Source organism: Nocardia sp. NPDC059691, assembly GCF_042733915.1.
GTDB lineage: Bacteria > Actinomycetota > Actinomycetes > Mycobacteriales > Mycobacteriaceae > Nocardia > Nocardia sichangensis.
The window spans coordinates 41,694-66,566 of the sequence record NZ_JBHWFB010000018.1; the positions used below are offsets into that span (position 1 = coordinate 41,694).

26 protein-coding genes are annotated in these 24,873 nt (G+C 68.8%); 13 read left to right on the forward strand and 13 right to left on the reverse strand.

All coding sequences use genetic code 11. The features are described from left to right. Nucleotides 1-364 precede the first annotated feature (364 nt). A complete protein-coding gene (locus ACFV2O_RS31935) occupies nt 365-1,768 on the forward strand; it encodes a class II fumarate hydratase (RefSeq protein ID WP_355078609.1) in 1,404 nt (467 codons plus the stop codon). Nucleotides 1,769-1,847: 79 nt separating this feature from the next. Here ACFV2O_RS31935 and ACFV2O_RS31940 read toward each other — a convergent pair whose 3' ends face one another. From ACFV2O_RS31940 to ACFV2O_RS31955, 4 genes are all read right to left on the reverse strand, one after another. Then, complete coding sequence (locus ACFV2O_RS31940; RefSeq protein WP_379255284.1) at nt 1,848-2,705, reverse strand: acyl-ACP desaturase; 858 nt, start codon at nt 2,703-2,705, stop codon at nt 1,848-1,850. 100 nt (nt 2,706-2,805) lie between these two features. Continuing rightward, on the reverse strand, nt 2,806-3,387 hold the full coding sequence (locus ACFV2O_RS31945) for an esterase (protein WP_356966749.1): 582 nt from the start codon (nt 3,385-3,387) through the stop codon (nt 2,806-2,808). 189 nt (nt 3,388-3,576) lie between these two features. Then, the gene (locus ACFV2O_RS31950) at nt 3,577-4,962 is read right to left on the reverse strand and encodes a PhoH family protein (RefSeq protein WP_355078606.1); all 1,386 of its coding nucleotides are present in this window, start codon (nt 4,960-4,962) and stop codon (nt 3,577-3,579) included. Between the two features lie 266 nt (nt 4,963-5,228). Next, nucleotides 5,229-5,597 (reverse strand): DUF488 family protein, encoded by a 369-nt coding sequence (locus ACFV2O_RS31955; protein ID WP_355078605.1) that lies wholly within the window; start codon nt 5,595-5,597, stop codon nt 5,229-5,231. An 86-nt stretch (nt 5,598-5,683) separates the two neighbouring features. Here ACFV2O_RS31955 and ACFV2O_RS31960 point away from each other — a divergent pair, with 86 nt between their 5' ends. Beyond that, complete coding sequence (locus ACFV2O_RS31960; protein WP_039800723.1) at nt 5,684-5,956, forward strand: hypothetical protein; 273 nt, start codon at nt 5,684-5,686, stop codon at nt 5,954-5,956. A 7-nt stretch (nt 5,957-5,963) separates the two neighbouring features. Here ACFV2O_RS31960 and ACFV2O_RS31965 read toward each other — a convergent pair whose 3' ends face one another. Both ACFV2O_RS31965 and ACFV2O_RS31970 read right to left on the reverse strand, forming a co-directional pair. After that, nucleotides 5,964-6,386, reverse strand: a complete 423-nt coding sequence (locus tag ACFV2O_RS31965; RefSeq protein ID WP_379255285.1) for a limonene-1,2-epoxide hydrolase family protein — start codon at nt 6,384-6,386, stop codon at nt 5,964-5,966. A 23-nt stretch (nt 6,387-6,409) separates the two neighbouring features. Next, nucleotides 6,410-7,126: a TetR/AcrR family transcriptional regulator gene (locus ACFV2O_RS31970; protein WP_379255287.1), complete on the reverse strand. Its 717-nt coding sequence runs from the start codon at nt 7,124-7,126 to the stop codon at nt 6,410-6,412. A gap of 113 nt (nt 7,127-7,239) precedes the next feature. Between ACFV2O_RS31970 and ACFV2O_RS31975 the strand changes: the two genes are divergently transcribed. From ACFV2O_RS31975 to ACFV2O_RS31995, 5 genes are all read left to right on the forward strand, one after another. Beyond that, nucleotides 7,240-8,436 (forward strand): FAD-dependent monooxygenase, encoded by a 1,197-nt coding sequence (locus ACFV2O_RS31975; RefSeq protein WP_379255289.1) that lies wholly within the window; start codon nt 7,240-7,242, stop codon nt 8,434-8,436. A 199-nt stretch (nt 8,437-8,635) separates the two neighbouring features. Next, nucleotides 8,636-9,022: a hypothetical protein gene (locus tag ACFV2O_RS31980; RefSeq protein ID WP_379255291.1), complete on the forward strand. Its 387-nt coding sequence runs from the start codon at nt 8,636-8,638 to the stop codon at nt 9,020-9,022. Then, nucleotides 9,019-9,597: a DUF3558 domain-containing protein gene (locus tag ACFV2O_RS31985; protein WP_379255292.1), complete on the forward strand. Its 579-nt coding sequence runs from the start codon at nt 9,019-9,021 to the stop codon at nt 9,595-9,597. Before ACFV2O_RS31980 ends, ACFV2O_RS31985 begins: the two co-directional genes overlap by 4 nt. Before the next feature lie 18 nt (nt 9,598-9,615). Next, nucleotides 9,616-10,815 carry a hypothetical protein gene (locus ACFV2O_RS31990; RefSeq protein ID WP_379255293.1) on the forward strand — a complete coding sequence of 400 codons (1,200 nt, stop codon included), beginning with the start codon at nt 9,616-9,618 and terminating at the stop codon, nt 10,813-10,815. Then, the gene (locus tag ACFV2O_RS31995) at nt 10,812-11,552 is read left to right on the forward strand and encodes an ESX secretion-associated protein EspG (protein ID WP_379255295.1); all 741 of its coding nucleotides are present in this window, start codon (nt 10,812-10,814) and stop codon (nt 11,550-11,552) included. Before ACFV2O_RS31990 ends, ACFV2O_RS31995 begins: the two co-directional genes overlap by 4 nt. Nucleotides 11,553-11,559: 7 nt before the next feature. Here the strand turns inward: ACFV2O_RS31995 and ACFV2O_RS32000 are convergent, their stop codons facing one another. Continuing rightward, nucleotides 11,560-12,144, reverse strand: a complete 585-nt coding sequence (locus ACFV2O_RS32000; RefSeq protein WP_379255297.1) for a TetR/AcrR family transcriptional regulator — start codon at nt 12,142-12,144, stop codon at nt 11,560-11,562. Between the two features lie 69 nt (nt 12,145-12,213). On the opposite strand from ACFV2O_RS32000, the gene ACFV2O_RS32005 reads away from it, so the two are divergent. Then, the gene (locus tag ACFV2O_RS32005; protein ID WP_379255298.1) at nt 12,214-12,966 is read left to right on the forward strand and encodes an MBL fold metallo-hydrolase; all 753 of its coding nucleotides are present in this window, start codon (nt 12,214-12,216) and stop codon (nt 12,964-12,966) included. A gap of 12 nt (nt 12,967-12,978) precedes the next feature. On the opposite strand, the gene glyA is transcribed toward ACFV2O_RS32005, so the two are convergent. After that, nucleotides 12,979-14,280, reverse strand: a complete 1,302-nt coding sequence (gene glyA / locus ACFV2O_RS32010; RefSeq protein WP_379255299.1) for a serine hydroxymethyltransferase — start codon at nt 14,278-14,280, stop codon at nt 12,979-12,981. A gap of 115 nt (nt 14,281-14,395) precedes the next feature. Next, entirely contained in the window at nt 14,396-14,974 is a 579-nt protein-coding gene (locus ACFV2O_RS32015) for a TetR/AcrR family transcriptional regulator (protein ID WP_379255300.1), read from the reverse strand. Nucleotides 14,975-15,068: 94 nt separating this feature from the next. On the opposite strand from ACFV2O_RS32015, the gene ACFV2O_RS32020 reads away from it, so the two are divergent. Next, entirely contained in the window at nt 15,069-15,530 is a 462-nt protein-coding gene (locus tag ACFV2O_RS32020) for a PaaI family thioesterase (protein ID WP_355078593.1), read from the forward strand. An 11-nt stretch (nt 15,531-15,541) separates the two neighbouring features. After that, nucleotides 15,542-15,991, forward strand: a complete 450-nt coding sequence (locus tag ACFV2O_RS32025; protein WP_355078592.1) for a nitroreductase/quinone reductase family protein — start codon at nt 15,542-15,544, stop codon at nt 15,989-15,991. Nucleotides 15,992-16,152: 161 nt separating this feature from the next. Here the strand turns inward: ACFV2O_RS32025 and ACFV2O_RS32030 are convergent, their stop codons facing one another. Then, nucleotides 16,153-17,352, reverse strand: a complete 1,200-nt coding sequence (locus tag ACFV2O_RS32030) for a DUF885 domain-containing protein (RefSeq protein WP_379255303.1) — start codon at nt 17,350-17,352, stop codon at nt 16,153-16,155. A gap of 181 nt (nt 17,353-17,533) precedes the next feature. On the opposite strand from ACFV2O_RS32030, the gene coaA reads away from it, so the two are divergent. Beyond that, nucleotides 17,534-18,466 carry a type I pantothenate kinase gene (gene coaA / locus ACFV2O_RS32035; protein WP_355078590.1) on the forward strand — a complete coding sequence of 311 codons (933 nt, stop codon included), beginning with the start codon at nt 17,534-17,536 and terminating at the stop codon, nt 18,464-18,466. A 6-nt stretch (nt 18,467-18,472) separates the two neighbouring features. On the opposite strand, the gene ACFV2O_RS32040 is transcribed toward coaA, so the two are convergent. After that, complete coding sequence (locus tag ACFV2O_RS32040; protein ID WP_379255305.1) at nt 18,473-19,063, reverse strand: hypothetical protein; 591 nt, start codon at nt 19,061-19,063, stop codon at nt 18,473-18,475. A gap of 61 nt (nt 19,064-19,124) precedes the next feature. Next, complete coding sequence (locus ACFV2O_RS32045; RefSeq protein WP_357890375.1) at nt 19,125-19,904, reverse strand: isoprenyl transferase; 780 nt, start codon at nt 19,902-19,904, stop codon at nt 19,125-19,127. A gap of 262 nt (nt 19,905-20,166) precedes the next feature. Between ACFV2O_RS32045 and ACFV2O_RS32050 the strand changes: the two genes are divergently transcribed. Together ACFV2O_RS32050 and ACFV2O_RS32055 are read left to right on the forward strand one after the other, a co-directional pair. Then, nucleotides 20,167-20,805, forward strand: coding sequence for a hemolysin III family protein (locus ACFV2O_RS32050; RefSeq protein WP_379255414.1), 639 nt, complete (start codon nt 20,167-20,169; stop codon nt 20,803-20,805). Nucleotides 20,806-20,880: 75 nt separating this feature from the next. Further along, the gene (locus ACFV2O_RS32055) at nt 20,881-22,518 is read left to right on the forward strand and encodes an adenylate/guanylate cyclase domain-containing protein (protein WP_355078587.1); all 1,638 of its coding nucleotides are present in this window, start codon (nt 20,881-20,883) and stop codon (nt 22,516-22,518) included. Between the two features lie 303 nt (nt 22,519-22,821). On the opposite strand, the gene ACFV2O_RS32060 is transcribed toward ACFV2O_RS32055, so the two are convergent. After that, a complete protein-coding gene (locus ACFV2O_RS32060) occupies nt 22,822-24,873 on the reverse strand; it encodes a thioredoxin domain-containing protein (protein ID WP_379255306.1) in 2,052 nt (683 codons plus the stop codon).

A 24,873-nucleotide genomic window follows, 5' to 3' on the forward strand; every position in this document is an offset into this window, starting at 1 on the left:
ACCACCGCTGGCGACTTCGTCGCGGACGCGGTGGCCGCGCAAACGCGAGCCGGGCCGCGAACGGCGCATGCTCGGTCTCGCTTCGCTCGAAATCGGGGGCTGGGGTCGGTGGTCCTGCAGGTTGGAAACCGGCAGCACCCGATGCGCGCCGTTGATGGCCCCCCGGCAGCCTCCACCCGTCGCTTCGTGCGCCTCTTGCGGACCGCATGTACCCGCATGTTCGGGACGGGGACACAGCTTTGAGCCGTGTGGGGCGGGGAACCGGACAACAGTTCGTATTCCCGAGCGAAGGCCTGCCGAGGTGTGCGAATGACCTCAGGCGTGGCTGCCCCACGGGCCGCTGCCGCGGCATAGGGTCGGGATCATGAGCGAGGAGACGCAGTACCGCATCGAGCACGACACCATGGGCGAGGTCCGGGTTCCGGTGGACGCTTTGTGGCGGGCGCAGACCCAGCGGGCCGTGGAGAACTTCCCGATCAGCGGACGCGGCTTGGAGCGGGCGCAGATTCGCGCGCTCGGCTTGCTGAAGGCCGCGTGCGCCACGGTCAACCGCGATTTGGGGCTGCTCGATCCCGTGAAGGCCGATGCCATCATCGCCGCGGCGAACGAGATCGCGCGTGGCGAACACGACGATCAGTTCCCGATCGACGTGTTCCAAACCGGTTCCGGCACCAGCTCGAACATGAACGCCAACGAGGTGATCGCCTCGCTCGCCAAGGCGAAGGGCGTCACCGTCCACCCGAACGACGACGTGAACATGTCCCAGTCGTCCAACGACACCTTCCCCACCGCAACGCATCTCGCCGCCACCGAAGCGGTCATCACCGATCTGGTTCCCGCGCTGGAGCATCTGCGGCTGGCGTTGCTGGACAAGTCCACGGAATGGCGCACCGTGGTGAAGTCCGGCCGCACGCACCTGATGGACGCCGTCCCGGTGACCCTCGGCCAGGAGTTCGGCGGCTACACCCGGCAGGTCGCTGCGGGCATCGACCGCATCATGGCCACGCTCCCGCGGCTCGGCGAGCTGCCCATCGGCGGCACGGCGGTCGGCACCGGGCTGAACGCGCCCGAGGGTTTCGGCGCGAAGGTCGTCACGGAACTCGTGCGCGCCACCGACATCGATGCGCTGCGCGAGGCCGAGGACCACTTCGAGGCGCAGGCCGCGCGCGACGGTCTGGTCGAGGCGTCCGGCGCGCTCCGCACGATCGCGGTGAGCCTGACCAAGATCGCCAACGATATTCGCTGGATGGGCTCTGGTCCGCTCACCGGCCTGGCCGAGATCCAGCTGCCGGATCTGCAACCGGGCAGCTCGATCATGCCCGGCAAAGTGAACCCGGTGCTGCCCGAGGCGGTGACCCAGGTGGGCGCGCAGGTGATCGGCAACGATGCCGCGGTGGCGTTCGCGGGCGCGAACGGCGCATTCGAGCTGAACGTGTACATCCCGGTGATGGCGCGCAACCTGCTGGAGTCGATCCGCCTGCTGGCCAGCGTCTCCCGGCTGTTCGCCGACAAGTGCGTGCGCGGCCTGGTCGCCAATGTCGAGCACCTGCGCACGCTCGCCGAGTCGTCGCCTTCGATCGTGACGCCCCTGAACTCGGCGATCGGCTACGAGGAGGCGGCGGCGGTCGCGAAGGAAGCGCTTCGGGAGAAGAAGACCATCCGCCAGACGGTCATCGACCGCGGCCTGCTGGACGAGAAGCTGACCGAGGAGGAACTCGACCGCCGCCTCGACGTGCTCGCCATGGCGAAGGTGAAGGAGCAGGACTGACCCGCGCCGAAACGAACGCCACCTCGGTAGCCGGAAGGCTGTCGAGGTGGCGTTCGTGCGCTGCGCCCGGAAATGCGGATCAGTCGCGCAAGTGCGCGAGCTCCTCGCGCGCCTGCTCCCCTTCCGGACCGAAATCGGTGCGGGTGAAGATGTTCCACCGCTTCAGCAGCGGGGCGAACACCAACTCACCCTCCTTGGCGCGGTCGTAGATGCCCGCCTCGGCGAGCACCACATCGCTGTCGCGGCCGTCCGGCAACGTCACCGTCGGGACCTCGAAGCCCGCGACCCGGTCGGCGATGGCCCGCACGGTCTGGTCGGGCGCCAGATCGAGCGCGGCGGAGACCAGGTCGGCGAAGAACACCGACTGCAGTTCGTCGTCCAGCGCGATGCGCTCGGCGATGGCGGTGACCAGGGGGTTCTCCTCGAGCGCCGCGATGTTGCGGTGCCGGATCGCGCTGGCGGCCTCTTCGAACGCGCAGGTCGCCAGCACGTCGAGCAAGTGCATCGCCGGGCGGCGGAAGCCCTTGGTCATGTGCTCCATGCGCAACCGCTCCAGTTCCACCGGGTCGACGGACCTGCTCACCATGAGGTAGTTGCGGATGGTGATCTCGTGGCGGTTCTCCTCGGCCGTCCAGCGGCCGACCCAGCGCCACCACGCGCCGGTGCGCAGGTACTTGCCGATCTCGCGGTGATACGAGGGCAGGTTGTCGGCGATCAGCACCGAAACGGTCAACGCCAGCTTGGCGGTTTCGCCGAGCTCGGACTGCTCCGCCGCCCAGTCGGTACCGCCGAGGAAGGCGAAGTTGCGCCCGTCGTCCCACGGCACGAAGTCGTGCGGCTGCCACCCATCGGCGGCGTCCACGTGCTTACGCAGCAGCAGTTCTACGTCCACCGCGAGCGATTCGAGCAATTCGCGATCGGTCAGGAGAGTTTGCACCGAGATAACCTAGCGGCTTGGCCCGCGGAGCGGGGCGGATGGATGGGATTCACAGGCAACCGAGACCACACCGCGATCCCGGACGCCGAGTATCTGGTTCCTACTTCGGCGTGACCGTGATAGTACCGTTCACCCAGGTGATGGTGCCGCCGGTGAAGTCGCTCTGCTTGCCGCCGGGGATGTCCTTCTCGTCGCTGATCGGGTAGCCGAGCTGTCCCTGCGCGCCGCCGTTGTCTTCCCAGGCCTTGCGGATCTCACCCCAGACGACGTGCGCTTCGCCCTCCTTGGGTTCGTAGATCGTGCCGCCCGTGAAGTCCTGGTAGTGCCCCTCGTCGGGTGCGTCCTCTTCGGCCTGCAGCGGTGCGCCGAGCGGACCGGTCGGGCCGCCGAGCTGCACATACTTGTCGTAGATGGCGCCGGAGACGGCGATCTCCCCCGCCGGGGTCGCGATCTTGGTCGTCGCCTCGGCCGCGCCCGTGGTCGTCGGGCTCGCGCCGGTGTGCGTGGTCATCCCGGCGGTGGTGGTGGGGCTCGCGATCGAGGTGACCATACCGGTCATGCTGGCCATACCGGTCTTGGCGCCGTTGTCTTTGTTGTCGTCGCCGCCGCAGCCGGCCAGGACCAGCCCTGCCGCTGCGAGTACTGCGGTGAATCCAGCCGTTCGTCGAGCGAAGTGGTGCATGTCCATCCTCTCGCTGTGGGCTGCCGGCGCACCACGGATTCCGTGACGACGCCGCGCATAGCCTCGGCCGTTGGTCAGACGATGACCCGGTGACCGACGAGCGGCCACCGGGTCATATCGAACTGCTATCGCGGCCGATGATACCCACCGGACATGCGGTGAAACACGCCGGCGAACGGCGTCGCGGGATCAGGCGTTGGGGCCGTACTCCTCCAGCATCTCGGTGACCAGCGCCGCGATCGGCGAGCGCTCGCTACGGGTCAGCGTGATGTGCGCGAAGAGCGGATGGCCCTTGAGCTTCTCGACCACCGCCGCGACCCCGTCGTGCCTGCCGACGCGCAAGTTGTCGCGCTGGGCGACGTCGTGGGTGAGCACCACCCGCGAGCCGGTTCCCAGACGGCTGAGCACCGTGAGCAGCACATTCCGCTCCAACGACTGGGCTTCGTCCACGATCACGAAGGAGTCGTGCAGCGACCGCCCGCGAATGTGGGTCAGCGGCAACACCTCCAGCATGTCGCGGCTGAGCACCTCCTCCATCACCTCGCGGCTGGCCAGCCCGTCGAGCGTGTCGAAGACCGCTTGCGCCCAGGGGCCCATCTTCTCGCTCTCGGTGCCGGGCAGATAGCCCAGGTCCTGGCCGCCCACCGCGTACAGCGGGCGGAAGACCACCACCTTGCGCTGCGTGCGCCGTTCCAGTACCGCCTCCAGGCCCGCCGTCAACGCCAGCGCCGACTTGCCGGTCCCGGCCCGGCCACCGAGCGAGACGATGCCGACGCTCTCGTCCAGCAGCAGGTCGAGTGCGATGCGCTGCTCGGCGGAACGCCCGTGCAGCCCGAACGCCTCGCGCTCGCGGACCAATTGCACCCGCTTGTCCGGCGTGATCCGGCCCAGCGCACTCGAGCTGACGCCGAGCAGCCGGACGCCGGTGTGGCAGGGCAGTTCTCGCGCTTCGTCGAGATCGATCACCGACTCGGCGTAGAGCTGATCGATGCGCGCCGTGCTGACGTCGAGCTCGACCATGCCGGACCAGCCCGAGGTCACCACGTCCTGCGCGTGGTACTCGTCGGCGTGCAAGCCCACCGCACTGGCCTTGACCCGCAGCGGAATGTCCTTGGACACCAACACCACTTCGCGGCCCTCGGCCGCGAGATTGAGCGCACAGGCCAGGATCCGCGAGTCGTTGGTGTCGGTGCGGAAGCCGACCGGAAGGACCGCGGGATCGGTGTGGTTCAGTTCCACCTGCAACGTTCCGCCCTCGGTGCCGATCGGCACCTGCTGATCCAGCCTGCCGTGTTGCAGGCGCAGATCGTCCAGATTGCGCAAAGCTTCTCGCGCGAACCAGCCCAGCTCGTGGTGGTGCCGTTTGGCTTCGAGTTCACTGATGACCACCAGGGGTAACACCACGTCGTGTTCGCCGAACCGGGTGAAGGAACCGGGATCCGACAGCAGGACGGAGGTGTCGATGACGAAGGTTTTGCCGGGTAATTGCGAGGGGCGGGCCCCCTTCGCGGCGGCTCCGCCTTTCGCGGAGCGGGAGTTCGCCGAGGGAGCGGAAACGGAGCGTGCAGCAGTCACGGTGGGCTCCTCTGTGTTCATGCGGCAGTCGCACGAACGATCTCGCTGGACCGGTCCGTCCTGATGGACCCGACGTTGCCGTCAGATGCCACGAGGGCCGGGCTCCGGCCCCCTCGTACTGAGTAGCTCAGTCACGGTCAGGACCTCCCGTACGAGCCACACCGCCGCGGCCCGCACACCCGACGCTACCTCCGATTCCGGTGTCCGCGCTCGGGGACTGCGAGGCGTGTCCGTGAACATGTCGTAAACCCGCACGTCGCGAGGGTTCAGCGCAGCACGTCGAGCAACACCGGAACATGGCTGTGCGCCGGATCCTGTACGGCCGTGAGCAATGTCACCGGAGCTTCGGCTGCCAGGGCACGTAAATCCCGCAAATCTTGCTGAACCTCCGGCGCGGCGAGTTCGGCACGGTAGCGGCGGGCGAATTCCGGGCCGCGCGCGTCCCGGTCGGCGTGGAACCAGCGCCGCAATTCGGTGGTCGGGGTGAGCGCTTTGGGCCAGCGATCGACCCGCGCTTGCGCTTTGGTGATGCCCCTCGGCCAGAGCCGGTCGACCAGCACCCGGGTGCCGTCGTCGGGGTCGGGATCGTCGTAGACGCGCTTGATCCGGAAGCCGGGTCGGGGTTGCGGTGTCATAGCGGTTATCGCAGCACGACGTCCGGGCCGGGACGGGATTCGCCACGCGGTCGCTGTCGCCCGATTCGGCGGATAGAGTCGCTGGTATGTCCGGTAACGAGGATTTGGAGAAGCTGTCGTCGAAGGAACTGCACGACCGGGCGATGAAGCTCGCCGTGCGGCGGGGGGATGTGAAGTTCCTGTGGCGGTTGCTCACGTCGATCCCGGCCGCGGAGGCCGCCGCGGGCAATGTCGGCGAAAGCGAGGCGGACATCAAGTACGTGCTGCCCATGCTCGACGACTACGTCCACGCCGGTGACGGCGCGGTCGCCGAGGTGCTGCGACCGGTCTATCTCGACTACCTGGCCCAGCACTCCTGAGACCAGGTCAGCGGCGGGTGAGCGCCGCGCGCCAGAGGCCGACAGCCGTGCCGCGCAGGAAGTTCGCCCAACTGAAGTGGTCGTGCCACAAGATGATTCGGCCGTCGCGTAGCCGGAAGGTGCCGGTCACCCAGAACCCGACGCGCACCGGACCGAAGCGCAGGTAGTCGGTGCGGTCGGTGAGCACGACGTCGCCGTCGGCGGCGATGTGGTGCATGTCCACTCCGAACCCGAGCCAGTCGCGGCGCAGGCCGCGCAGCACGCCGCCGACCCTGCGGATGCCCTTCACATCGGGCAGCGAGGTGTTCTTCCAGACGATGTCGGGGTGCAACAGGTCGATCGCCTCCTCCGAGGCGCCCATTTCCAGCGCGGCGAAGAACTCCCGCACCGTGGTGGTCGAGTCCTGTTTCAGGTCGGGTTCGTCGGTCATGGTCCGAGCGTAGGCCGCTGCGGTCACCCGCGGCGCGCGATGAGCACGGCCAGTCCGTCGAGGATGCGCTCGATGCCGAACTTCAGCGCGCCGTCCCCGCCCGCGACCGCGCCGCCCTCCGCGAACGCGGCGGCCGCGGCCGGATATCGATCGGCCGCGGCGGCCACCATTTCGGCGAACTGAGCCGCTATCTGCTTCTCGAATTCGTCGGCGTCCGCCAGTCGCACCTGCTGCGCCAGGCTGCGGGCATGCCCGGTCAGCAGGACGATCGTGTCCAGCCGTTCGGCGGCGGTGAGCCCGGTCCCGGCGAGTGCGCCGAGCGCGGACTCCATCCACGCGACTTCGTTCGGGCCGACCGGCCGCAAACCGACCGACACCTCCATCGACCAGGGGTGGGCGCTGAAGCGCGCGTAGATCGTCTCGCACCACACGCGCAGCAGGTCGCGCCAGTCGTTCTCCGACGCCTCCTCGCCCGCGCTCAGTTCCGGCGGCGCGCCCAGCGCCGTGTCCAGCATCAGTGCGACGAGTTCGGCCTTGCCCGGCACGTAGCGGTACAGCGACATCTTGGTGAAGCCGAGGCGCTCGGCCAGCCGTTGCATGGACAGGTTCGCCAGCCCTTCGGCGTCGGCCAGCGCGACGGCCTCCGCGACGATCCGCTCCAGCGACAGCGCGGGCTTCGGTCCGCGCTTGGGCCGCTGACCGGTACCCCAGAGCAGTTCCAGTGTGGTCGGTGTCGGCATGCCCGAAATCCTTCCGGAGAACGTCTTGACGTGAAACTGTGTCTACCATACGCTAATCAGCGTCCATCGGATACAGTTTCCACCGGACGCAGATTTGAGACGAGGAGAACTCCATGCGCAACACCACCGTGCTCATCTCCGGCGCGAGCGTCGCCGGACCCGCGCTGGCCTACTGGCTGCACCGCTACGGCTTCGCGGTCACCGTCGTCGAGCGCGCTCCGGCGCTGCGCCCTGGCGGTCAGGCGATCGACTTCAAGGGCAGCACCCACCGCACCGTGCTGGAACGGATGGGCGTGCTGGACGACATCGAGCAGCGCAAGACGGGCACGACCGACACCGTCTTCGTGGACGAGCGGGGCGCCGAGCTGGCGCTGATGTCGGGTGATTTCACCGGCGGCGATGTGGAGATCCTGCGCGGCGACCTTGCCGAGATCTTCTACCGGCGCACCGCCGACCGTTGCGAATACCTGTTCGGCGATTCGATCACCGCGCTCACCGAGACGGCCGCCGGCGTGCACGTCGAGTTCGAGCACGCGCCCGCCCGCACCTTCGATCTGGTCTTCGGCGCCGACGGCATCCACTCCCGGGTCCGCAGGCTGGCGTTCGGTCCCGAGCGGGACTTCGTGAAGCACCTGGGCTACTACTACGCCGTCGCGGGCGCCAGCCCGTGGAGCGGCAAGACCACCGGACCGCGCGAGCGGGTGGTCGCCCGCGGCCACAACGCTCCCGGCCGACTCGCGGTCAGCGGCGGACCGAAGGCACAGCAGATGTACATGTTCGCCGCGCCCGAGCTCGACTACGCCCGCGACGACATCGCCGCTCAGCAGCGCATCCTCGCCGAGACCTTCGCCGGAGTCGGGTGGGAGGTGCCGCGAATGCTCGCCGAGCTCACCGGATTCGACGACTTCTACATGGACTCGATCAGCCAGGTCCAGATGCCCGACGGTTACACCAAGGGACGTGTCGCGCTGGTCGGCGACTCCGGGTACGGGAACACCCTCGGCGGCTTCGGCACCGGGCTCGCCGTGGTCGGCGCGTACGTCATCGCGGGGGAACTGGCCTTGGCGGGCGGCGACCATACTGTCGCCTTCGCTCGCTACGACGAGCACATGAAGCGCTACGCGAAGATCGCGGGCAACAGCAACGCCGGTCGCTTCCTGGCCCCGAAAACCGCGCGGGGCATCAAGATGCGCAACTGGTTCCTCGGCTCCCGGATGTTCGCGCTGATGGCGAAATTCGGCGACAACGCCGCCAACGACATCGATCTGCGGGACTACCCCGCGCTGGTCGCCGCGGCGAACGCGCGCTGATCGCTCGTCAGCGGCCTTGACAGCGATCGGCCCCGCCGCACCCGCCGGGGCCCGGCACAACATCCCAGTTGGGAACCGTCGCGCGGCCGACGACGAGCGGCGCGACGGGGCGACCCGAGGATTCGGCTGTGTTTCGATGGAACCGGAGCGAGACGGGTTGCGTCTATAAGGTCAGACGGCACTGACGGAAGGGGCGGCAATGGCGGACAGCCCGTTTCCCGGGTACATCGAAGCTGCGAAAACCGGGGCGTTGCGGGTGCGGATGGACCCGCAAGCGTTCGTGGACATCGACCGGGCCTGCCAGGAGTTGATCGACACGCTCGTCGCGGCACAAACCGACGCGCGCGAGCTCGGTGAGCGGCAGCACTGGGGGCTGGGCGAAGACAATCCGAAGCTGACCTCCGCCCTCGAACTGGTGCGGCTGTTCCGCGAAAAGGCCTTCGGTGGCCCGAACAACGCCTTCGACACCCTCACCGAGTACATCTCCGTGGCGCAAGAGATCAAATCCATGTTCGAAGCCATCCGCGACGGCTACGTTCGGACCGATACGGAATTCGCGGCGGCACTGCGGGAGCTCAGCGTATGAAGGCCGGAACAGCCTTTCGGGCAATCGGATTCGTCGCCGGAGCGGCGAGCTTGGTCCTGCTCTCCGGATGCGGCGGGACGACATCGAACGATCCGGCCACATCGGCCACCGGCGCGACCGAGTCCCGTTCGAGCGCATCACCACAGACGAACGCACAGCCCGCGTTCGATCCCTGCACCGCACTGACACCCCATTTGCTCGCGGAGCGCCAGTGGGACTCGAGACCCCCGGAACCCAAACAGGACAGCCAGGGCGGCGTCACCTGGAGGGGGTGCCGGTATGTCGCACGGGCCGGGTACGGATTCGTCGTCGAGACCACCAACGGCACCATCGAACAGGTACGCAGCAAATACCCTGCTGCCGTGGATATCTCGGCGGGCGATCGGAAAGCCGTCCGCTACGAAGCCCGTCCGGACGTACCTGGCGGCTGCACGATCAACGTCGAAATGAGGTCCGGCTCGCTCTACATCCTGACGAATGTGCCGCAGACGTCGGCGAACAAGCACCTCGCCGCCTGCGATATCGCCACCGATATCGCCGGAGCAGTCGCACCGCTGCTGCCCGCGGGCAGCTGAACACCGGGGGAAGCGATCATGAGACAGACCGACGGACGCGCGATCACCGATCCGGAGAACGCGCAGAGTTTCTCGCACGCGGAGATCAAACAGGCTGCCGAGGCGATGAATCCGGCCGCGCTCGACGGTGCGTTCGCCGCGTGGTCGGCCATCGCCGCTGCGGTGACGAACGCGGGCCAGCGCTTCGAGGACGCGATCAAGAACGCGGTGGAACAGCACTGGGAGGGCGCGGCGGCCGACAGCGCGGTCCGCGGCGTGCGAGATTACGCGGCGCGGGTGGGCGAACTCGGTGACGCACTCGGCGCACAGAGTTTGCCGCTGTCGGCGGCGGCGGACGCCGCGGCGAAGTTCAAGCTGTCGGTGCCGGATCTGCTGGACACCTCGAATGGCACGGCCGATCCGGCACAGCGCAATTCGCGGGAGGAGCAGGCCCGCGACGAGATGAACACCCAGTACATCCAGCCGTACGGGGCCACCGCTCCGGCTATCCCGACGCTCCCGCCCCCGGTCGCTCCGGCCGCCGCGGCGCCGATCGGTGCGGAAACCGGCACAGGCGTGGAGACGAGCGCGAACGTCGGCTCGCAGGCCGTGGCGGGCGCCCGCTCCACGGACAACTCCCCGTCCGGCAGCGCGCCTTCGGCCGCGGACACCGCCTCCCCCGCCGGTTCGGCGGACGACGGCGAACAGGCGGACCAAGCGCAGCCGGAAGCCGAGAACACACCGCAAACCGTCACGTCTCAGGCGGTTTCCCAGAGCCAGGACGCCACGCCGACCACTCCGGCATCCACCGTCGCGAGGACGCCGACGTCCACTTCGGCCACATCGGTCGCGCCCTCCTCCTCGCCGCCGCCGCAAACGACGCCCACCACCGTCGTCCCGACCTCGTTCAACGGCAGACCGAACGGCACGCCGAGCAAGCCGGCCACCCCGGGCACGACCGGAACCCCGAACGCCTCGGACAACCGAGCGCGACCGGGCACCTCTCGGCCCGCCCAGCCCACCGTCCCCGCCGCGGCGAACGGGCAACCCGCCGCACCGGGGCGCACGGGAGCGACGGGCGCTTCGGGGTACCCGGGCATGATGCCGCCGGGGATGCGCGGCAGGCGCACGGACGACGACGAGCACAAGTCGCCGAAGTACCTGCGCACCGAGGAGCACGCGAAAGAGTTGCTCGGCGAGGTGAAACCGACGGTGCCGCCGGTACTCGGTGAGCAATGACGGCGCAGTGGTCACTGTCGGCCGAGCAGTTCGCCGCGGCGTGGTTCGCAACGGGCTTGGACCGCATGCCGTTTCCGTTCCGGTTCACCAGCCGCTTCCCCGGTCTCAACGAGTACCAGGCGTATCAGCGGCAGTTCCGCGCCGAGCTCGGGCGGGACGAACGGCTGCCACTGCGCAGCGCGATCAGCACGCTGGCCGTTCCGGACTGGCGTATCGAGCTGTTCGGCTACGACAACACGCGTGCGGGCGTCGAACTGCGCGCCGTCGCCTGCGGCACCCGTTCCGGCTCCGGCGTGCTCGCCGTGCAGTCGCCCGCGCCGGACGGCGGCCGAGTCCGGTTGCGCCGCTGCCGGGTCGATCAGCTCGCCACCGAAGTGGTGCGCTTGCTCCCGGACGCCACGGCGGGAACGGTGGGTGAGAAGAGCTTCCTGCTCGACGATCTCAACGACGAGCGCCCCGATGTGTTCGGCAACGCGCCCGCCAGCCAGGCGAAAGAGCGTTACCGGCGCTTCTGGCGGCAGTCGTGCGCCACCCGCGGCACCGCCGTCGTGCTGCTCGGGCCGCGCAACGCCGAACCGCTGCGCACCGGCCGCCTCCGCTGGATCGACACGCCCGACGGCCGCTACTGCGAAGTGCCCGCGAACCGCGCCCTGATGATCCGGCCGGGTACCAGCGCCGATATCGCCCGGTACCTGGACGAGGCGATCGTGCGGGCGAAGGCGCGCATGGACAGGTAGTACCTGATCACCGCGCCGCGAGGTGGGCGGTGACGAGGGTGTCGAGCAGCACGTCGAGATCCGGCCACGGAAAGCTCGGGCGATCCTGGCGCAGCATCACCAGACCGTGCAGGGCGGCCCACAGGCAAGCCGCGGTAGCGGTGGGATCGGCGCTGCCGGTGGCCGCCACCGCATCCACCAGGTGACGAAAAACCGGCAGGCCGGGCAATTGAGCATCGGTCGGTTCCCAGCCCGGGGTGCCCGCGGTCGCGAACAACACGCGGTAATGGCCGGGATGGCGCAAGCCGTATGCGCAGTAGGCCCGGCAGATCTCGCGCAGCCGAGTGGCAGCATCGCCGTCCGGCAGGGCCGTCAGCACGGCGCCGAACTCGGCGAAGCGAGCCTCATAAACCGCGGTCAGCAGTTCCCGTCGATCCGCGAAGTGCAGGTAAATGCTCTGCGGCGCGATGCCCACCGCGCGCGCGACGGCGCGCATCGACAGCGACTCCTGACCGTCCAGCGTCTCCAGTAGGCCACTCGCGGCCTCGATCAAGTCCTCGCGCAGTTTGCTTCCCGCACCGCGGGGGTTTCGATTCCTCTTCGGTGGCGGCATCTTGACAGATTAACAAGACGGGTGTCCACTAACAACTGTCAGCAGACACCCGTCTAGTCAGGAAATTCCATGTCGGTCACTGTGACTCGCGTAGTGCATGCCAGCGTTCTGCTCGACTTCGGGGGAGCGAGAATTCTCACCGACCCGTGGCTGTCCGAGCGGCCCTTCTATCGGCAGGGTGAGCCGCGCAGCATTGCCACCGCTGCAGACCTGCCCGAACTGTCGGGCATCGTGATCAGCCACGGCCACTACGATCACTGCGATCTCGGCGCACTGGCGGCCTACCCCGACAAGTCCGTCCCGTTCGCGGTCGTCCGCGGCCTCGCATCCCGGGTCCGTACCGCCGGATTCCGCAATGTCGTCGAGTTGGATCCGTGGGAGCAGACCCACCTCGGCCCGATCGAGGTCACCGCGGCGCCCGCACGCCACGGCGTCCCGGAGATCACCTTCGTCCTGCGCGCCGACGGCACGAGCGTCTTCTTCGGCGGCGACACTTTGCGCATCGCCGAATTGGACGAGGTGGCCGTGCGCTATCCGGAACTCGACCTGGCGCTGCTACCGGTCAACGGTCTGCGCATCCGCCCCGCGTTCAACCGGCAGGTCGTCATGGACGCCGCGCAGGCCGCCGAACTCACCCGAGCCCTGCGCCCGCGCCTTGCCGTTCCCATCCACTACGCGTTCACCAGCGGCCCGATCGGCGACCGCGTGATGACGAAGGCCCAGCGCGACCCCGGGCTCTACGTCGACGCGTCCGCCGCTATCGCGCCGGACACGTCCGTCCACGTCCTCGCCCCTGGACAACCGTTGATCGTGTCGTCCTGAGCGCTCGGCGATTCAGCCCAGCAGGCGCCAGTCCTCCAGGCCGTCGTACAGCGGGACGTCCTTGGCCAGCTTGCTCACCCGGGCGCGCAGCGCGTCCAGGTCGGCGCCACCGGCCAGCGCGCTCGCGATGATGTCGGCGACCTCGGCGAACTCGGTGTCGCCGAAGCCGCGGGTGGCCAGCGCGGCGGTGCCGATGCGCAGGCCCGAGGTGACCATCGGGGGACGCGGGTCGAACGGAACGGCGTTGCGGTTCACCGTGATACCGATCTCGTGCAGCAGGTCCTCGCCCTGCTGGCCGTCGAGTTCGGAATTTCGCAGGTCGACCAGCACCAAGTGCACGTCGGTGCCGCCGGTGAGCACGCTGATGCCCTTGCCCTTGCCCTTGACGTCGGCGGCGGTGAGCCGCTCGGCCAGGAGCTTCGCGCCGGACAGGGTGCGCTCCTGGCGATCCTTGAACTCCGCGCCCGCGGCGATCTTGAACGCGACGGCCTTGGCGGCGATGGCGTGCATGAGCGGGCCGCCCTGCTGGCCCGGGAACACCGAGCTGTTCAGCTTCTTGGCGTACTCCTGCTTGGCCAGGATCAGGCCGGAACGGGGACCGCCGAGGGTCTTGTGCACGGTCGAGGACACCACGTCGGCGTAGGGCACCGGCGAGGGGTGCAGACCGGCGGCGACCAGACCCGCGAAGTGCGCCATGTCCACCCAGAGGTAGGCGCCGACCTCGTCCGCGATCGAGCGGAACGCCGCGAAGTCCTGGTGGCGCGGGTAGGCCGACCAGCCCGCCACGATCACCTTCGGACGCGCCTGCAAGGCGATGTCGCGCACCTCGTCCATGTCGACGCGGTGGTCTTCCTTGCTCACTCCGTACGAGTGCACCTCGTAGAGCTTGCCCGAGAAGTTCAAGCGCATGCCGTGGGTGAGGTGACCGCCGTGCGCGAGGTCGAGACCGAGCAGCTTGTCGCCCGGGTCCATCAGCGACATCAGCACCGCGGCGTTCGCCTGCGCACCGGAATGCGGCTGCACGTTGGCGAATTCGGCGCCGAACAGCGCCTTGGCGCGGTCACGCGCCAAGGTCTCCACCACGTCGACGTGCTCGCAGCCGCCGTAGTAGCGCCGCCCCGGGTAGCCCTCGGCGTACTTGTTGGTCAGCACGCTGCCCTGCGCCTGCAGCACCGCGCGCGGCACGAAGTTCTCCGAGGCGATCATCTCGAGCGTGTCGCGTTCGCGGGCGAGCTCGCCTGCCATCGCGGCAGCGAGCTCCGGATCGAGCTCACCGAGAGACTGGGAATTGACAGAGGCGGTCGTCTGCGTCACGTGCCTCAGTCTATGGGCCGTCGGCGTTGTCCTCGAGGAGGGGGTTCACCCCTCTCGGTCGGCACAGGCTCGGCACGCGGTCGGCCGGACCGCACTCGATCCGGTGGACAGGCGCTCAGCGGGACGCGCCGCCCTCCGGCAAGTAGTTCTCCAACAGCACCGCGAGATGCCGCTGGGCGTCTTCCAGCGGCCGGGTGGACTTCATCGCCCGCGACTGGACGATAGCTCCCTCCAGCGCGCTGAACACGAAACTGCCGAAGGAGCGCGCCTCTTCGGCGGACATACCCGCATCGGCGAGCGCCGAGCCGAGCCGCTCGTGCCAGTCGGCGAACACTTCGCCCGCCGCGGCCTGCACTCGCGGCTCGGACTCGGCCAGCGCCGCCCCCAGGATCGGGCACCCGGCGCGGTATCCGGTCCGCTCCAGTGTGGCGACCCACCAGCCGAGCAACGAATCGAACCAGCCCGGGGGCGGCGCGGCGGTGATCTTCTCGACCACTCCGGCGATCCGGGCTCCCGCGACCCGGGTGGCGGCCTCGACCAACTCACCTTTGCCTGCGGGAAAGTGCTGGTAGAGCGAGTTGCGCGAGGCGTTGCCGCGTTCGAGTAAGGCGGCCAGTCCGGCGGCGTGCACGCCCTGCTCGCGTACGAGTTCGATGGCGCTTTCGATCAGCCTGGTGCGCGGTCCTGCGGTCATGCGAGTTCCTTGCTCACTGTTGCGTGAACCGATCGGTCCATGTTGCAATCATGTCAGATGTGGACCGATCGGTTCATCGAAAGGATTGCGATTCATGTCCGAAACCACCGTCGACCCGACTCAGCTGTCCGGTCTGGAACTCCTGCGTGTCGCGATGACCAGAACGGATCGCCCGCCGTTCATCGGTGACCTGCTCGGCATGGAGGTCGATGAACTCGAGCACGGCAAGGTGGTCTTCGCGCTGCGTACCCGGCCCGATTTCGCCAACCCGCTCGGCACCACACACGGCGGCATCTGCGCCACCCTGCTCGACTCGGTGATGGGCTGCGCGGTGCACACCACCCTGGAGCCAGGCGTCGGCTACACGACGCTGGAACTGAAGATCAACTACATCCGGGCCGTGCCCACCGACGGACAGCGCCTCACCGCCACCGGCACCACGATCCACCTCGGGCGCACCACCGCGACCGCCGAGGGACGCGTGGTCGACGAGCAGGGCCGCCTGGTCGCGCACGCCACCACCACCTGCGCCATTTTCCGCCCACATCGATCCTGAGGAGGACTGTCATGGCGGGACGAACACCGAGCGCCGCGGTACGCAAATTCCGGCGCGAACGCCTCATCGGCCGCTACCTGGTGAACCCGGCCGTCGGCCTGCTCGACCGGCTCGGCATCCGGTCGTCACTGATCGCCGAACTGGAGACGGTCGGCGCGAGATCCGGTCAGCCGCGGCGGGTGCCGGTCACCGCGTCGATCGACGAGACCGGCGCGTGGCTGATCTCGCAGCACGGTTATCGGTCCGGCTGGGCCCGCAACATCGCCGCCGACCCGCACATCAGGCTGCGGCTGGGCACAGAGTGGCGCACCGGAACGGCCTCCTTCGTGCCCGAGGACGATGTGGTGGCTCGCTCGCGCACCTTCGCCAAGGGCCGCGTCTCGGCCGCCGTCGCCGAACGAACGATGAAAGCGCTGGAGAGCGATCCGATCTCGGTGCGCATCACCTTCGCCGGAGCTTGACCGCGCACCGGAAATCCGCGACCGCTCGACAGACGCGGCGGCCGTGCGCTGACGATCGTGCCGAGGCCGCGACGTATGGCCGGGCCACCGATTCGGTTTCCCTGGTGAGAGTTCGCAGCATCTCCACGGGCGGACAGGGCTGCGCGGCGATCCGGTAGCCCTCACGCCGCCGCGCGTACCGCCCCTGGAGTGAGTGGCTCGTCGAGCAGCCTGCGGAAACGGTCGGCCCGGTCCTCGGCGTCGGCCGCGCGATCGAGCCAGCCGCCCAGCAACCGGTATCCCTCGACGTAGGTGGAGATGTAGGCCCGCCACAGCGGCGAGGACAGGAAGCGCAGCGACTGGCGCGCCCGCTCGGGCGTCGTCAGGCTCCAGGTCTGCAAGAACTCCGCCACCTCGTCGTGCGACCGGCCCCGGTCGTGCAGCAGCAGCGCGGCGTCCTGGCGCACGCTCAGCAGGTCTGCCGAGGCGTTCGAAAGGCGTTCGGCACGTTCGCCATCGAAGCGCAGCCCGAGATCCGCGTAGATCTCCTGCGCCCACTTGCCCCAGCCAGGGCCGACGATCGAACGCAACGCCAGATCGGCGAGCCCCTCGGCCATCAGGCACTGCGGCGTGTTCACCAGGAACAGCGTCTGCTCGGCCTGACCGGCGGCGACCAGCCCGGCTTCCTTGCGGCAGTGCTCGGTGTGGTGCCCCGGGTAGGACTCGTGCGCGATCAGCTGCGGCAGGTGCGCCATGTGCTGCTTCAGGTCGGAGTTGATCGCGACCCGGGAGTGGTAGTTGCCCAGGTAGTAGTTGAACCCGGACCAGGGCTTGTCGCCGACCACCTCGTAGGTGACGTGCTCATGGTCGGGTAGCGGGTAGCGGGCGCGAACCAGCTCGCGCAACGCGCTGGAGAACGCCTCGACGCACACCGCCAACCGCTCCGGCGGGATCTCGTCGGCCTTGCGATGGGCGGCCACCCGCTCGGCCAGCGGACCGTCCCCGGCGAGCACCTCGTCCATCCGCCGGTGCGCGTCGCGGTAGTCGTCCACGTCACCGGGCGCGATGTCGACGTCGAAGTAGGCGCGCACCTCCTCGATGAAGCCGACGTCCTCGCCCGCGAATTTCCGTCCGGAGCACTCCAGCGCGCGCAGGTGCACGTCGAGGAACTCGGCGCGCTCGGGCGCCAATCCGGCCTCCGGCACCGCGGCGCGCAACTCGGCGGCACGGCGAGCCAGCTCGCGCGGCTGCGGCGCGGGCGCGTTCCGCACCTCGCGGCGCAGCGCCGGATCACCGGTGTAGGCGTCGACGAATCCTTCCTCCAGCCGGTCGAAGGCGAGGCCGAGCCGCAGGTATTCGGTCACGAGCGGATGCGCTTCCATGCCAGCCGACATTAGCGGCTCACACCTGTGTCATCGAGTCGGTTACCAGCCGGTAGTGGTACCCCGCTCGGCCCACGATGCTGACGCAGAGCAGAATTCGCCTATGCGGCGACAGCTAGACCGAATCTCACCGGATCCGCACGGTAACCGTGCGTGTTTGCTGAAACGGAGTGTCGGGTAAATGGCACGAATGAGCGAGCCGAGTCCCTACGTGGAATTCGACCGGAAACAGTGGCGGACCCTGCGTAAATCGACTCCCCTGGTGCTCACCGAGGAAGAACTGATCGGCCTGCGCGGTCTCGGGGAACAGATCGATCTCGAAGAAGTCGCGGAGGTGTATCTCCCGCTCGCTCGTCTCATCCACCTGCAGGTGGCCGCTCGTCAGCGACTGTTCGCCGCGACCGCGACATTTCTCGGCGAAACCCATCCCGACCAGCAGGTACCGTTCGTGATCGGCGTCGCGGGCAGCGTCGCGGTCGGCAAGTCCACCACCGCGCGCGTACTGCAAGCGCTGCTGGCGCGCTGGGATCACCACCCGCGGGTCGACTTGGTCACCACCGACGGATTTCTCTATCCCACCGCGGAACTCACCCGGCGCGGCCTCATGCACCGCAAGGGTTTCCCGGAGAGTTACGACCGCCGCAGCCTGCTGCGATTCGTCACCGAGGTGAAATCCGGTGCGGCCGAAGTCTGCGCGCCGGTGTATTCGCACATCTCCTACGACATCGTGCCTAGCAAGCTGCACTGCGTGCGCCAACCCGACATTCTGATCGTGGAGGGGTTGAACGTGCTGCAGACCGGTCCGCGCCTGATGGTGTCGGACTTGTTCGACTTCTCGATCTACGTCGACGCGCGTATCGAGGACATCGAGAAGTGGTACGTGCGACGGTTTCTCACCTTGCGCAAGACCGCATTCGCCGACCCGAACGCGCATTTCCACCACTACTCCGGATTCACCGACGAGCAGGCGACCGCCGCCGCGCAGGAGATCTGGAACAACACCAACCGGCCGAATCTGGTGGAGAACATTCTGCCCACCCGCCCGCGCGCGACCCTGGTGCTGCGCAAGGACGCCGACCACAGCATCAATCGGCTGCGGCTACGGAAATTGTGATTCCGATTACAATTTCCACGCCTCGTCGAGTCGCTGCGCGACATCGATATCGCGGACCGCGGCGATGTGCGGCTTACGGATCTCCGCGGAGATATAGCGGGCGACGAAACGCCTGATCTCGTGATCGACGCCGGCGAGGACGCGCAGCAGTTGCCCGCGCCGCGTGGCGGCGGCGACATCGACGTGCACGTCGGCAGACCGCGGCTCCGCGATATCGATCACCACCCGCAGGGGCGCCGCCGTGCGTACCGTCAGGTGCAGGTGCACGGTGCCCTGTACGTGGAACCGGTGCCGGTCGACCGCCAGGTGCAGCAGCAGGTCGACCTCCAGCAGGATTATCAATTCGAACGTGATGGTCTCGTCGTCGCGACGGCTCAGCCTGGACGACCCGAGCCTGACCTGGGCGGTCACCTTGGCGAGTCGGCCGGGACCGACCCCGATGGGGCCGAAATCGAATGCGCTGCCGGTCAGCTGGTCGAACGCGCCCGCGATGCGCGCTTCGGAGGCGGCGTACTCCAGGAAGCGTCTACCGAAGTCCGCATAGCTGATCGAGTCGTCCGGTTCGCCCAGCGCGGGTCGGCGGTCGAACGAGCTCATGAGACCGGACGGTACGCGAGAAGAACGATACCGGAGCGGGATTCAGCGCACCGACATCGAGTCAGACCCCGAAACGGCGATGACGCGCGGCGAAGTCGCGCAGCGCCCGCAGGAAATCCACCCGGCGGAACTCCGGCCAGTACGCCTCGGTGAACCATATTTCCGAGTATGCGCTCTGCCACAGCAGGAACCCGGACAGCCGCTGCTCGCCGGAGGTGCGAATCACCAGGTCCGGGTCCGGTTGGCCGGAGGTGTAGAGGTGCTGGCCGATGGCGTTCACGGTGATCGACTGGACCAGGTCCTCGCCGGTCTCGCCCGCGGCGATCTCCTGGCGGACCAGCGAGCGCACCGCGTCGGTGATCTCCTGTCTGCCGCCGTAGCCGACCGCGACATTGACGTGCACTCCGTTGCGGCCGTCGGTGCGCTCGGCCGCGGTGCGCATCCGCTTGGCGATCAGTTCGGGGAAGCCGTCGAGCGAGCCGACGATGCGCACGCTCCAGTTCTGCTCCGGCGCCGACAGCTCCTCGACCACGTCGGTGATGACCTCGAACAGCGTCTCCAACTCGTCGGGATCACGCTGGAGATTCTCGGTGGACAGCAGGTAGACGGTCACCATCTCGATGCCCTCGGCCTCGCACCAGCCGACCAGCTCGGCGATCTTCAGCGCGCCGACCCGATGGCCGTGACTGACGTCGGTGAAACCGTTCTCCCGCGCCCACCGGCGATTGCCGTCACACATCACCGCGACGTGCCGGGGATGCTGCTTGCCGGCCAGCTGCCTGGACAGCCGGGCCTCGTAGATGCGATACGGCAGACCCCGCACCTGACTCGGAAGTTCCACGCGGGCAACCCTACGCCTCGGCGACACGAACGCGGCATCGACCGCGATACGCCGGTACAGTGGCCAGGAGCACGCAAGTTACGGTTGCGTAGGTTACTGACGGGTTCAACTACCTCGTCTGCACTCGGTCCGGCGTGGGGCCGCGGAAAGACTGCTCCGGCTGTTCCCTTAGGAGGTACTCGTGTCCGAATCGGTCGGCGCCGCCGATGCGGCAACGGTCACACCGGTCCCCGCCACGGCGGGCGAAGCGCTCGCCGAGGCGCTGGTCAAACCGCGCATGCGGGGCTGGATCCACACCTGGGCCGTCGGCGTCGCGGCGATCGCGGCCGTCGTGCTGATCGCCACCGCGGGCACGGTCTCGGCGACCGCGGGATGGTCGACGCTGATCTACGGGCTCACCGTGTGCGGGCTGTTCGGCGTCAGCGCGGTCTACCACCGGGTGACCTGGCCGACCGCCCGCGCTCGCATCCGGATGAAGCGAGCGGACCACTCGATGATCTTCCTGTTCATCGCGGGCAGCTACACCCCCTTCGCCCTGCTCGGCCTGCCCGGACGAACCGGGCAGACGCTGCTGGCCGTGGTCTGGGCGGGCGCGCTGGCCGGAGTGGCGCTGAAACTGCTGTGGCCCGGCGCTCCCCGCTGGGTCGGCGTTCCGCTCTATCTGTTGCTGGGCTGGGCCATCGTGCCGGTGGCCGGACAACTGAACGGCCAGATCGGCATCGCACCGCTGATTTTGTTGCTGATCGGCGGCCTGTTCTACAGCGGCGGCGCGATCCTCTACGCCACGAAATGGCCGAACCCGTGGCCGGGGGTGTTCGGGCACCACGAGTTCTTCCACGCGGCCACGGTGCTCGCGGCGTTGACCCACTACGCGGCGGTCTGGCTCGTCGTCCTGCGCTGAGCGCATAGAGTCGACGCGGAGGGCGGACGAGAGGGCGGCGCAGGCGATGGAACGGTCATCGAGATCGCGACCCCTATGATCGCGAAGCTCGTCGTCTGGGCGCTCAAAGCGCGGGGTGGTCTGGCCGCTCTGGTCACCACGGCGAATCTCAGCGGCCTCGCGGTGATCGTCACCCAGCTGTGGCTGAACGGGTTCCTCGGCAGGCTGGGCACGGATTGGCTGCGGGCACTGGCCTTCGTCGGCATCTATCCGGCGGCGGGATTCCTGGCGGGCATCGTCCTGGCGGTGCGCGACCGCAAGGTGTACTTCGGCTGGCTCGACGCCGGGCGCAAGCCCACGGAGGTGGAGGCGCGGCGCTTGCTGCACCTACCCGTCGCGATCAGCATGCGCGCGATCGCGCTGTGGATTCCGGGGGTGATCGTGGCGACCGCGGTCTTCGCGCGGCTGAGCCCGGACAACGACCCCGGCGTGACGGCGTCGCTGTTCACGATCGGCGCCTTCGAGTCGGCGGCGGTCACCTTCCTGATCGTGGACCGGTTGATCCGGCCGACGATCCCGGTGGTCGCCCGGGTGCTCGGCTGGACCATGCACTGGAGTTCCTCTGTGCTGGTGCGGGTCGTGCTGACCTGGGCGGTGGCGGCCGCGCTTCCGCTGCTCATGCTGATCGTCGTGCTGGCCGACCCGGTAGCGGCCGCGCCCGACCGGGTCCGCACCGCCATCTACCTGTCCGCGGTCGGCATCGGAGTGGGCGCGCTGGCCACGGCGTTCCTCGCCCGCGCGGTCGCCGCGCCGATGCGCGTCCTGCGTCGCGCGCTGGACCGCATCGCGCAAGGCGATCTCGGCGTCCGGGTGCCGATCGGCAGCACCAGTGAGATCGGCCGGTTGGAGCATTCGGTCAACGAACTGGCGGCGAACCTGCGCGAGCGCGAGCGGATGCGTGAGGTGTTCGGCAGGCACGTCGGGGCCGAGGTGGCCGAGCGCGCGCTGGCTCGCGGGGCGGATCTCACCGGCGACGTGCGTGAGGTGTCGGCGCTGTTCGTCGATGTGACCGGGTCGGTGGAGCTGTCCACCGGGTTGCCGCCGCAGGAGTTCGTGGCCAAGCTCAATCGGTTGCTCGCGATCGTCGTCGCGGCGACCGAGGAGAACAACGGACTGGTCAACAAGTTCGAGGGCGACGCGGCGCTGTGCGTCTTCGGAGCGCCGATCGCTTTGGGCGACAACGCGACTCCGGCACTGCGGGCGGCGCGCCGCATCCGGGACGAGGTGCTCGCCACCGGAGAACTCGACATCGGGATCGGCGTCGCGCGCGGCGGGGTCTTCGCGGGCGACGTCGGCTCCGACACCCGCCTGGAATTCACGGTGATCGGCGACGCCGTCAACGAGGCCGCCCGCCTCACCACGGCGGCCAAGGAGGTGCCGCGGCGAATCCTGGTGAGCCAAGCGGTGATCGAAGCCGCTACGGAACACGAGCGCGCCAAGTGGACGTTCTACGACACCATCGTGCTACGCGGCATGAAGAACCCCACGTTCTGCTGGACCGACATCGACACCTCCGGCGCCCGGCCCGAACACATCGAAACCCGCACCGATCAGCTGGACGGCCACGACCTGCCCGCGGACACGAACCCGGTCATCGAAATCCACACTGCCGCAGAGCCGCCCCGTGGCACCGAGTTGCCGGACGCCGAGTTCGACGCCCCGCCTCGGCGCTAGTCCACTCAGCTGGGTGAACAGCGAAGCACCTCGGCACGGCTGGTTCAGCGGCCGTCTCGATGGCGACATGACCGAACGCGCGTGCACCGACCGCATCGGGCCCGCTCGGTTGCGTTCGGCGGCACGAACGTCGTCGTGCGCCCACCTGGCATCGTGTCGCGATGGTCTCGGCCGTCGGGCCGCCGGTGCACCGCCCGGGCCGCGAGGGGCCGACCACATTTCCCGGCTACGCCCTCCGTCGACGAAGCGTCCGACTCGAACCGTCTCTCGCCAACCGGCCGATGGCGGCCGGAGGTGCTGTCGTCAGTTTCGCCGAAGCGCCATCAGGAGCTCGTCGGGCGTGGAGACCGGGAGGTCGCAGACGGAGCCGCGGCAGACGTACGCGGCCGCGGCGTTGCGGACCAAGGGCCGATCGGCCAGCAGCGGGACGGCGTTCGGGGCCCCGGCAAGGACGACGGAGCCGCCGGGTGCGGCCGCACGGGCCGCGGCGAGCAACTCGGTGGGCTGGGCCGCCGATTCGGCGGCGATGGCGACCTGCAGCGGGCCGCGCAAGGCCGCCTCGGCGACGGTGAGCCACTGGCCCGCCGAGCGCGGCGCGCGTGCCAGCACAATCGCGCCGCGCTCGAGGGTGCGGTCGGCCAGTTCCCGGTAGCGGGCGGCGCCTTCCGGGTCGCTCGCGGCCGCGGCGGTGAGCAGCGCTTCGGCCAGCGCGGAGGCGCCTGCGGGGGTGGCTCCGTCGATCGGGTCGCGGGGGCGGGCGACGAGGGTTTCGGCGTCGTCGGCGGTGTCGAACCAGCCGCCCGGCTGATCGGGGTCGGCGAAGTGTTCGATCGCGGTATCCAGCAGGCGTTGGGCGTCGTCCAGCCAGCCGAGGTCGCCGGTGGCCTGGTGCAGCGCTAGCAGGCCGGTGACCAGCCAGGCGTGGTCCTCCAGGATGGCGGGCGCCGCGCCGACGACGCCGCCGAGCGATGCACGTCGCAGCCGACCGTCCACCACGTGCTCGGCCAGCAGGAATCGCGCGCATCGGACGGCGGCGGCGGTCCACTCCGGTTCGTCCAGCGCGCCCGCGGCCTCGGCGAGCGCGGTGATCGCCATACCGTTCCATGCGGTGACCACTTTGTCGTCGCGTTCGGGTTGTGGGCGTCGATCGCGGGCGGCGATCAACGCGGCACGGACGTGTTCCAGCCGCGCGTGGTCCTCCGCCGTGGCGGGTTCGGCGTACCTGGTCAGCACCGAGGTGCACTGTTCGAAGTTTCCGGCGGTGGTGACGCCGAAGAACTCGGCCGCCCAGGCCCCGTCGATCGGGCCGAGCACGCCGGCCAGCTCGGCGGGCGTCCACACGTACGTCGCGCCTTCGACACCGGGCTTACCGGGCTCCAAGTGCGTGTCGGCGTCCAGCGCCGAGGCGAAACCGCCCTGCGGGGTCCCGAGGTCATCGAGGAGAAACCGCACGATTTCCCGGGTGACCCGGTGCGACAACGATTCCGGAAGCTCGGACCCGCTGCGGCGCGCGAGATGCGCGTAGGCGCGTAACAGCTGCGCGTTGTCGTAGAGCATTTTCTCGAAGTGCGGCACCACCCATGCCGCGTCGACCGAATACCGCGCGAACCCGCCGCGCAGCTGGTCGTAGATGCCGCCGCGCGCCATGGCCTCGGCGGTGCGGGCGACCACCTGGAACACCGCCGGGTCACCGGTCCGCTCCCAGTGCCGCAACAGTCCCTCGAGCAGCGCCGACGGCGGGAATTTGGGAGCGCCGCCGAATCCGCCGTGCTCGGCGTCCTCGTCGCGCAGCACGGCGGCGACGGCATGGGCGAGCAGCTCCGGGGTGATCGTCAGGTCCGCGTCGGGCAGTCCCGCCGCTTGGTCGCGCAGCGTAGCAGCCACCTGCGCGGAGGCCTGATTCACTTCGTCGCGCCTGGTGCGCCAGGTCTCCGTGACCGCCGTGAGCAGCTGGGTGAAGGACGGCATGCCGCCGCGCGGGAGCTTCGGGTAGTAGGTGCCGCAGTAGAACGGTTCCCCGTCCGGCGTCAGGAAACAGGTCATCGGCCAGCCGCCTTGCCCCGTCATCGCGACCGTCGCATTCATGTAGACCGCGTCCAGGTCTGGTCGCTCCTCCCGGTCCACCTTCACGCAGACGAAGTTCTCGTTCATCTGATCGGCGGTGGCCTGGTCCTCGAACGACTCGTGCGCCATCACGTGGCACCAGTGACAGGACGCGTACCCCACCGACAGCAGAACGGGCACGTCCCGCTCCCGCGCTTCGGCCAGTGCCTCCGCGTCCCACTCCCGCCAGTGCACCGGGTTGTCCGCATGCTGCCGCAGGTACGGGGACGTCGCCTCTCCGAGCCGGTTCAT

What these genes read in the sequence shown, in the direction of transcription:
- ACFV2O_RS31935 (WP_355078609.1), top strand. Translation starts at nt 365, where the DNA reads ATGAGCGAGGAGACGCAGTACCGCATCGAGCACGACACCATGGGCGAG.
- ACFV2O_RS31945 (WP_356966749.1), bottom strand. Translation starts at nt 3,387, where the DNA reads ATGCACCACTTCGCTCGACGAACGGCTGGATTCACCGCAGTACTCGCA.
- ACFV2O_RS31955 (WP_355078605.1), bottom strand. Translation starts at nt 5,597, where the DNA reads ATGACACCGCAACCCCGACCCGGCTTCCGGATCAAGCGCGTCTACGAC.
- ACFV2O_RS31960 (WP_039800723.1), top strand. Translation starts at nt 5,684, where the DNA reads ATGTCCGGTAACGAGGATTTGGAGAAGCTGTCGTCGAAGGAACTGCAC.
- ACFV2O_RS31965 (WP_379255285.1), bottom strand. Translation starts at nt 6,386, where the DNA reads ATGACCGACGAACCCGACCTGAAACAGGACTCGACCACCACGGTGCGG.
- ACFV2O_RS31970 (WP_379255287.1), bottom strand. Translation starts at nt 7,126, where the DNA reads ATGCCGACACCGACCACACTGGAACTGCTCTGGGGTACCGGTCAGCGG.
- ACFV2O_RS31975 (WP_379255289.1), top strand. Translation starts at nt 7,240, where the DNA reads ATGCGCAACACCACCGTGCTCATCTCCGGCGCGAGCGTCGCCGGACCC.
- ACFV2O_RS31980 (WP_379255291.1), top strand. Translation starts at nt 8,636, where the DNA reads ATGGCGGACAGCCCGTTTCCCGGGTACATCGAAGCTGCGAAAACCGGG.
- ACFV2O_RS31985 (WP_379255292.1), top strand. Translation starts at nt 9,019, where the DNA reads ATGAAGGCCGGAACAGCCTTTCGGGCAATCGGATTCGTCGCCGGAGCG.
- ACFV2O_RS31990 (WP_379255293.1), top strand. Translation starts at nt 9,616, where the DNA reads ATGAGACAGACCGACGGACGCGCGATCACCGATCCGGAGAACGCGCAG.
- ACFV2O_RS31995 (WP_379255295.1), top strand. Translation starts at nt 10,812, where the DNA reads ATGACGGCGCAGTGGTCACTGTCGGCCGAGCAGTTCGCCGCGGCGTGG.
- ACFV2O_RS32000 (WP_379255297.1), bottom strand. Translation starts at nt 12,144, where the DNA reads ATGCCGCCACCGAAGAGGAATCGAAACCCCCGCGGTGCGGGAAGCAAA.
- ACFV2O_RS32005 (WP_379255298.1), top strand. Translation starts at nt 12,214, where the DNA reads ATGTCGGTCACTGTGACTCGCGTAGTGCATGCCAGCGTTCTGCTCGAC.
- ACFV2O_RS32015 (WP_379255300.1), bottom strand. Translation starts at nt 14,974, where the DNA reads ATGACCGCAGGACCGCGCACCAGGCTGATCGAAAGCGCCATCGAACTC.
- ACFV2O_RS32020 (WP_355078593.1), top strand. Translation starts at nt 15,069, where the DNA reads ATGTCCGAAACCACCGTCGACCCGACTCAGCTGTCCGGTCTGGAACTC.
- ACFV2O_RS32025 (WP_355078592.1), top strand. Translation starts at nt 15,542, where the DNA reads ATGGCGGGACGAACACCGAGCGCCGCGGTACGCAAATTCCGGCGCGAA.
- ACFV2O_RS32030 (WP_379255303.1), bottom strand. Translation starts at nt 17,352, where the DNA reads ATGGAAGCGCATCCGCTCGTGACCGAATACCTGCGGCTCGGCCTCGCC.
- coaA (WP_355078590.1), top strand. Translation starts at nt 17,534, where the DNA reads ATGGCACGAATGAGCGAGCCGAGTCCCTACGTGGAATTCGACCGGAAA.
- ACFV2O_RS32040 (WP_379255305.1), bottom strand. Translation starts at nt 19,063, where the DNA reads ATGAGCTCGTTCGACCGCCGACCCGCGCTGGGCGAACCGGACGACTCG.
- ACFV2O_RS32055 (WP_355078587.1), top strand. Translation starts at nt 20,881, where the DNA reads ATGATCGCGAAGCTCGTCGTCTGGGCGCTCAAAGCGCGGGGTGGTCTG.
- ACFV2O_RS32060 (WP_379255306.1), bottom strand. Translation starts at nt 24,873, where the DNA reads ATGAACCGGCTCGGAGAGGCGACGTCCCCGTACCTGCGGCAGCATGCG.